At 66.8% G+C, this 6,000-nt stretch carries 4 protein-coding genes; 1 reads left to right on the top strand and 3 read right to left on the bottom strand.

Annotated elements, in window-relative coordinates; all coding sequences use genetic code 11:
- The first annotated feature begins 73 nt into the window (after positions 1-73).
- A complete protein-coding gene (locus ACGFJ2_RS30250) occupies positions 74-613 on the top strand; it encodes a 2'-5' RNA ligase family protein (RefSeq protein ID WP_358204631.1) in 540 nt (179 codons plus the stop codon).
- 21 nt (positions 614-634) lie between these two features.
- Here ACGFJ2_RS30250 and ACGFJ2_RS30255 read toward each other — a convergent pair whose 3' ends face one another.
- The 3 genes from ACGFJ2_RS30255 to ACGFJ2_RS30265 all read right to left on the bottom strand — a co-directional run.
- Positions 635-1,357: a helix-turn-helix domain-containing protein gene (locus tag ACGFJ2_RS30255; protein WP_357954984.1), complete on the bottom strand. Its 723-nt coding sequence runs from the start codon at positions 1,355-1,357 to the stop codon at positions 635-637.
- Positions 1,358-1,396: 39 nt separating this feature from the next.
- Positions 1,397-2,611 carry an FAD-dependent monooxygenase gene (locus ACGFJ2_RS30260; protein WP_393473953.1) on the bottom strand — a complete coding sequence of 405 codons (1,215 nt, stop codon included), beginning with the start codon at positions 2,609-2,611 and terminating at the stop codon, positions 1,397-1,399.
- A gap of 257 nt (positions 2,612-2,868) precedes the next feature.
- Positions 2,869-6,000, bottom strand: a 3,132-nt coding sequence (locus tag ACGFJ2_RS30265; RefSeq protein ID WP_393473956.1) for a DNA-directed RNA polymerase subunit beta, incomplete at its 5' end; no start/stop codon positions are given.

Consider the following 6,000-nt stretch of genomic DNA (forward strand, 5'->3'; position numbering starts at 1 on the left):
CGCACGCCGCTGAGGCGGGCGGTGGGAGGAATATGGGTGGCGAACCTGCCGAGTAGTTCGAGATCATCCGGCCATGTCGGATGACGCTTCAGGACAGTACCGAGTAGGCGAGACGGCTCTGCTGGCCGCGGTGCGGGAAGCAGAGCCGCTGGTCGGGCCCTGGCGGCGGCGTCTCGATTCCTCCGCGAGTGCGGGGATTCCCGCACATGTGACGGTGCTTTTCCCCTTCCTCGACATCGATCGCATCGGGCCCGCGGTCATGGACGATTTGACCGCGCTGATCGGCGAGCACAGCCCGTTCGCCGTCCGCTTCGACGAGTGCCGACGTTTCCCTGACGTGCTCTACCTCGCGCCGACGCCCGAGCAGCCGTTTCGTGCCCTGACCGAGGCCGTCGCGGCACGGTGGCCGGAAGCGCCACCGTACGGCGGACAGTTCGCGGACGTCATCCCGCACCTGACGGTCGCCCACGGCCAGCAGGCCCAGGTGTTCCACGAGGTGGAAGCCGCGATCACCCCACGATTGCCGGTCACTGCCCACATGTCGTCGGTCAGTCTGTTCGTCAGCGACGGCAGCCGCTGGCACCAACACGCCGAGTTCCCGTTGCTCGGATGATCTAGTAGTGCCGCGGAGCGGTCATTCTCCGGTGACCTGGCTGCGCTCGATGAGCTCCAGCATCGCCTGCTGGATCTGGCGAAGGACGATGAGGGTCTCCTCGGCGGCCGCGGCGATGGCTGAGTCGCTGGGGGCGACGGTGGGTTCGAGCAGTTGTGCCACGGTGTCGGCGAGAACCTGGTCAGGGTCGTTGACGCCGAGGGGGGCGGTGGCTGGGTCGGACATGGCGGCGCCGAACCCGGTCAGCACGGCGTGCACGGCGTAGGTCAGGTCGGGCAGGGGACGGTCGTCGCGGATCAGTCCGTGGCGGTGATGGATCGGCATACCCGTCTCGCACAGGGCGCTGGGTGTGGTGCGGGCGAACAGCTCGCGGTCGCCGGCCTGCTGGGTGAGCAGCCGCAGCAGGTCGGCGTCGCCGCTTTGCACGCGGCGTGCCAGGGGAAGGTGTTGCCCGGTGCGGATCAGCAGTGGGGCCAGGCGGCGCGGCAGCACGGTGGCGGGGTCGGCGGCGATGCGGGTGATGATCTCATCCAGGAAGGTGAGCAGTTCGCGGGCGAACAATCCGAGGATCAGGTCTTCCTTGGCGGGCCAGTACAGGTAGACGGTGCCCTTGCCGACCCCGGCCGTCCGGGCGATCTCGCTGACGGTGACCTTCCGTACGCCGTGGTCGAGCACCAGCTCGCGTGCGCTGTCCAGGATGCGGGCGGCTTTGCGCGAGTGGCGCTCGATCAGCTGGCTGGTCACCTGGGCTGTCCTTTACTTTCCTGGTCTCTGGAGTCGGGGTCACACGGCGGCGACGTCGAGCTGTTTGTTGTTCATGGCCGCGCCGTTCATTGTCTTGCCCATGACCTGCCCGATGACCGGCGCGCGCATGAGGCGGAGCATCAGGGTGCGCATGATCTGTTCCTTGCGGTCGTGGGGCGTGAAGAGCCTACGCGTGGTCAGCGCGCTGTCCTGCTCGGTGTGGATGAACGGCCGCAGTTGAGCCTCCCATGCCCGCAGGGCGCCGGGTACGTCTGCCGGGTGGCGCTGCAGCATGGTGCCGAGCAGCTCGCCGCCGGCGATGCCGCTGGAGGCGCCCATGCCCGCGTACAGGGTCACGCACCAGGCGGCGTCGCCGACCAGGACGACCCGGCCGCGGTGCCAGCGCGGCATCTTGACCTGGTTCACCGAATCGAACAGATGGTTCGGGGCCTGCTCGAACGCCGTGAGCAACTTCTCCAGCACGGGTCCGGGGGGTTGCGGGCCGAAGGCGGCACGGATGGACTCGATCGGCGGGCGCGTGAACTCGGCGTCGATGTTGTCGGTGCGGTAGGAGAACAACAGGCCCGGAGCGTGGTCGGAGAAGGGGAAGATCCATGCCGAGCGTCCGGGCTCGGCCAGGGTCAAGCCCTGGTCCTGGTCGATGCCCTCGATCGGCTTGTCCAGAACGGTGGCGCCGATCATGTAGTTCAGCGGATGCAGGTAGTCCTGGGGGCCGAAGGCGAGCTCGCGCACGGTCGAGCGCATCCCGTCGGCGCCCACCACCAGGTCGAAGCGCTCGGTGACTGTGGTGTCGGAGGCGGTGTCGTGCAGGGTGACCTCGACTGCGGAGTCGTCCTGGGTGATTCGGGTGGGCACGGTCGAGTAGCGGATCTCCACATCGTCCGGCAGCGCGGAGAACAGGGCCCGCTCGATGTCGCCGCGCAGCACCACCCGGGGTTTGCCGGGCAGACCGGCCGGGCTCACGCCGGGGCTGCGGCGGCGCCCGGACCGGTTCACCTCGTACGGAGCGGGCTGCGGGGTGCGGTCGCCGATCGCCTCCAGCACGCCCAGCCGCCGCGCCGAGGCGGCCCCGGCGCCGAACAGCATGATGAAGTAGCCGCCCGATCGGCGCGCGGCGGCCCGCTCCACCAGCACCGGCTCCCAGCCCACCTGCCGCAGCCGCAGCGCGGTGGCGATGCCCGCGATCCCCAGCCCGACCACCAGCGCCCGCCCATGCCTGACCGTGCCCGCCATGACGGCTCCCTTCCTGTCGCGTCCTCCATCACTCTAGGCGACAAACTGACCAAAATGGTTCTGATGGTCAGTGGAAGGCGGCCCGAACGGCCTGGCCGGGTCCGGCTCGTTCAGGTAGCGGATGTCGATCGGCGGGATGTCGCAATACGCTTCTGGGCGCCCAAGGCCGCAAGACGCTCTGAGCGCCCAAGGCCGCAAGACGCTTCTGGGCGCCCAAAGCTACAAGGCGCCCAGAAGCCGTAAGGAGCCGTAAGGCGTCAGATCTCCTCGACGCTGCTCGGCTCACGCCGGGACAGATCGATGCCGAGCTCTTCCGCGGCGCGGAAGACGTCCTCGTCGGTGTCGCGCATCTCGATGGACATGCCGTCGCTGGAGAGCACCTCGACGTTCAGGCACAGCGACTGCATTTCCTTGATGAGGACCTTGAAGGACTCGGGGATTCCCGGCTCGGGGATGTTCTCGCCCTTGACGATCGCCTCGTAGACCTTCACGCGGCCCAGGACGTCGTCGGACTTGATCGTCAGCAGCTCCTGGAGCGCGTAGGCGGCGCCGTAGGCCTCCAGAGCCCACACCTCCATCTCACCGAAGCGCTGGCCACCGAACTGGGCCTTACCGCCGAGCGGCTGCTGGGTGATCATGGAGTACGGGCCGGTCGAACGTGCGTGGATCTTGTCGTCGACCAGGTGGAGCAGCTTGAGGATGTACATGTAGCCGACGCCGATGGGATAGGGGAACGGCTCCCCGCTACGCCCGTCGAACAGCTGGGCCTTCCCACTGCGCTGCACCATGCGGTCCCCGTCACGGTTGGGGATCGTGCTGTTGAGGAGGCCGACGATCTCTTCCTCGTGGGCGCCGTCGAAGACCGGGGTGGCCATGTTGGTGCGCGGGGCGACCTTCTCGAAGCCCTTGTCACGCAGTCGTTCGGCCCAGGCCTCCTGGACCCCGGAGATGTCCCAGCCGCGGGCGGCGATCCAGCCCAGGTGGGTCTCCAGCACCTGGCCGACGTTCATCCGGCCGGGCACGCCCAGCGGGTTGAGGATGATGTCGACCGGGGTGCCGTCCTCCAGGAACGGCATGTCCTCCACCGGCAGGATCTTGGAGATGACGCCCTTGTTGCCGTGCCGGCCGGCCAGCTTGTCGCCATCATTGATCTTCCGCTTCTGGGCCACATAGACACGGACCAGCTCGTTGACACCGGGCGGAAGCTCATCGCCCTCCTCACGGGAGAACACCCGCACCCCGATGACCTTGCCCTGCTCGCCGTGCGGCACCTTCAGCGAGGTGTCGCGGACTTCGCGGGCCTTCTCACCGAAGATCGCGCGCAGCAGCCGCTCCTCCGGGGTCAGCTCGGTCTCGCCCTTCGGCGTGACCTTGCCGACCAGGATGTCACCGTTCACTACTTCGGCGCCGATGCGGATGATGCCGCGCTCGTCGAGGTCGGCCAGGACCTCCTCGGAGACGTTCGGGATGTCCCGGGTGATCTCCTCCGGGCCCAGCTTGGTGTCGCGGGCGTCGACCTCGTGCTCCTCGATGTGAATCGAGGACAGGACGTCGTCCTGGACCAGCCGCTGGGACAGGATGATCGCGTCTTCGTAGTTGTGACCCTCCCACGGCATGAACGCCACCAGCAGGTTCTTACCCAGAGCCATCTCACCGCTGTCGGTGCACGGACCGTCGGCGATGACCTGGTTGACCTCCACCCGGTCGCCCTCGGCCACGATCGGCTTCTGGTTGAACGAAGTGCCCTGGTTGGAACGCTTGAACTTGGCGACCCGATAGGTGGTGCTCGTACCGTCGTCGTTGGAGACCGTGATGTAGTCGGCGGAGACCTCCTGCACCACGCCGGCCTTCTCGGCACTCACCATGTCGCCCGTGTCGGTCGCGGCCCGGTATTCCATCCCCGTACCGACCAGGGGCGCTTCACTCCTGAGCAGTGGTACCGACTGACGCATCATGTTGGAGCCCATGAGCGCGCGGTTGGCGTCGTCGTGCTCCAGGAACGGGATCATCGCCGTGGCGACCGACACCATCTGGCGCGGCGACACGTCGATGTAGTCGACCTCGTCGGCCCGCGCCAGCTCGGTCTCGCCACCCTTCGTGCGGACCAGGACCCGCGCGTCGGCGAACGTGCCGTCAGGGTTGAGGATCGTGTTGGCCTGCGCCTTGACGAAACGGTCTTCCTCATCGGCGGTCAGGTAGTCGATCTGCTCGGTGACCTTGCCGTCGATGACCTTGCGATACGGCGTCTCGACGAAACCGAAGGCGTTGATCCGGCCATAAGAGGCCAGCGAACCGATCAGGCCGATGTTCGGGCCTTCCGGCGTCTCGATCGGGCACATCCGGCCGTAGTGCGACGGGTGCACGTCACGAACCTCGAAACCGGCCCGCTCACGCGACAGACCACCGGGACCCAGCGCGGACAGACGCCTCTTGTGCGTCAGCCCGTCGAGCGGGTTGGTCTGATTCATGAACTGCGACAGCTGCGAGGTGCCGAAGAACTCCTTCATGGACGCCACGACCGGGCGGATGTTGATCAGGGTCTGCGGCGTGATCGCCTCGACGTCCTGGGTCGTCATCCGCTCGCGCACGACGCGCTCCATACGGGCCAGACCCAGGCGGACCTGGTTCTGGATGAGCTCGCCAACGCTGCGCAGGCGGCGGTTGCCGAAGTGGTCGATGTCGTCGACCTCGACGATGACCTCGCGGTCGTCCGTGCCCGACATCGACTCCTCGCCCGCGTGCAGCCGGACGATGTATTCGATCGCGGAGACGATGTCCTCTTCGGTCAGAGTGCCTTGAGTGATCGCGGAATCAACGCCGAGCTTCTTGTTGATCTTGTAACGACCGACCTTGGCCAGGTCGTAGCGCTTGGGGTTGAAGTACAGGTTCTCCAGCAGGGTCTGCGCCGACTCCTTGGTCGGCGGCTCGCCCGGACGCAGCTTGCGGTAGATGTCCAGCAGCGCGTCGTCCTGGCCGGCCGTGTGGTCCTTCTCCAGCGTGGCGCGCATCGACTCGTACTGGCCGAACCGCTCCAGAATCGCCTCGCTGGTCCAGCCCAGTGCCTTGAGAAGCACGGTGACGGCCTGCTTGCGCTTACGGTCGATACGGACACCGACGCTGTCGCGCTTGTCGATCTCGAACTCCAGCCAGGCACCCCGCGACGGGATGACCCTGCAGCCATAGAGATCCTTGTCGGACGTCTTGTCGACGCTACGCTCGTAATAGACCCCAGGTGAGCGGACGAGCTGCGAGACGACGACACGTTCGGTGCCGTTGATGATGAAGGTGCCCTTCGGCGTCATGAGCGGGAAATCGCCCATGAACACCGTCTGGGACTTGATCTCACCAGTGGTGTTATTGATGAACTCCGCCGTGACGAACATCGGGGC

Source organism: Nonomuraea sp. NPDC049028 (genome assembly GCF_043197735.1).
GTDB lineage: Bacteria > Actinomycetota > Actinomycetes > Streptosporangiales > Streptosporangiaceae > Nonomuraea.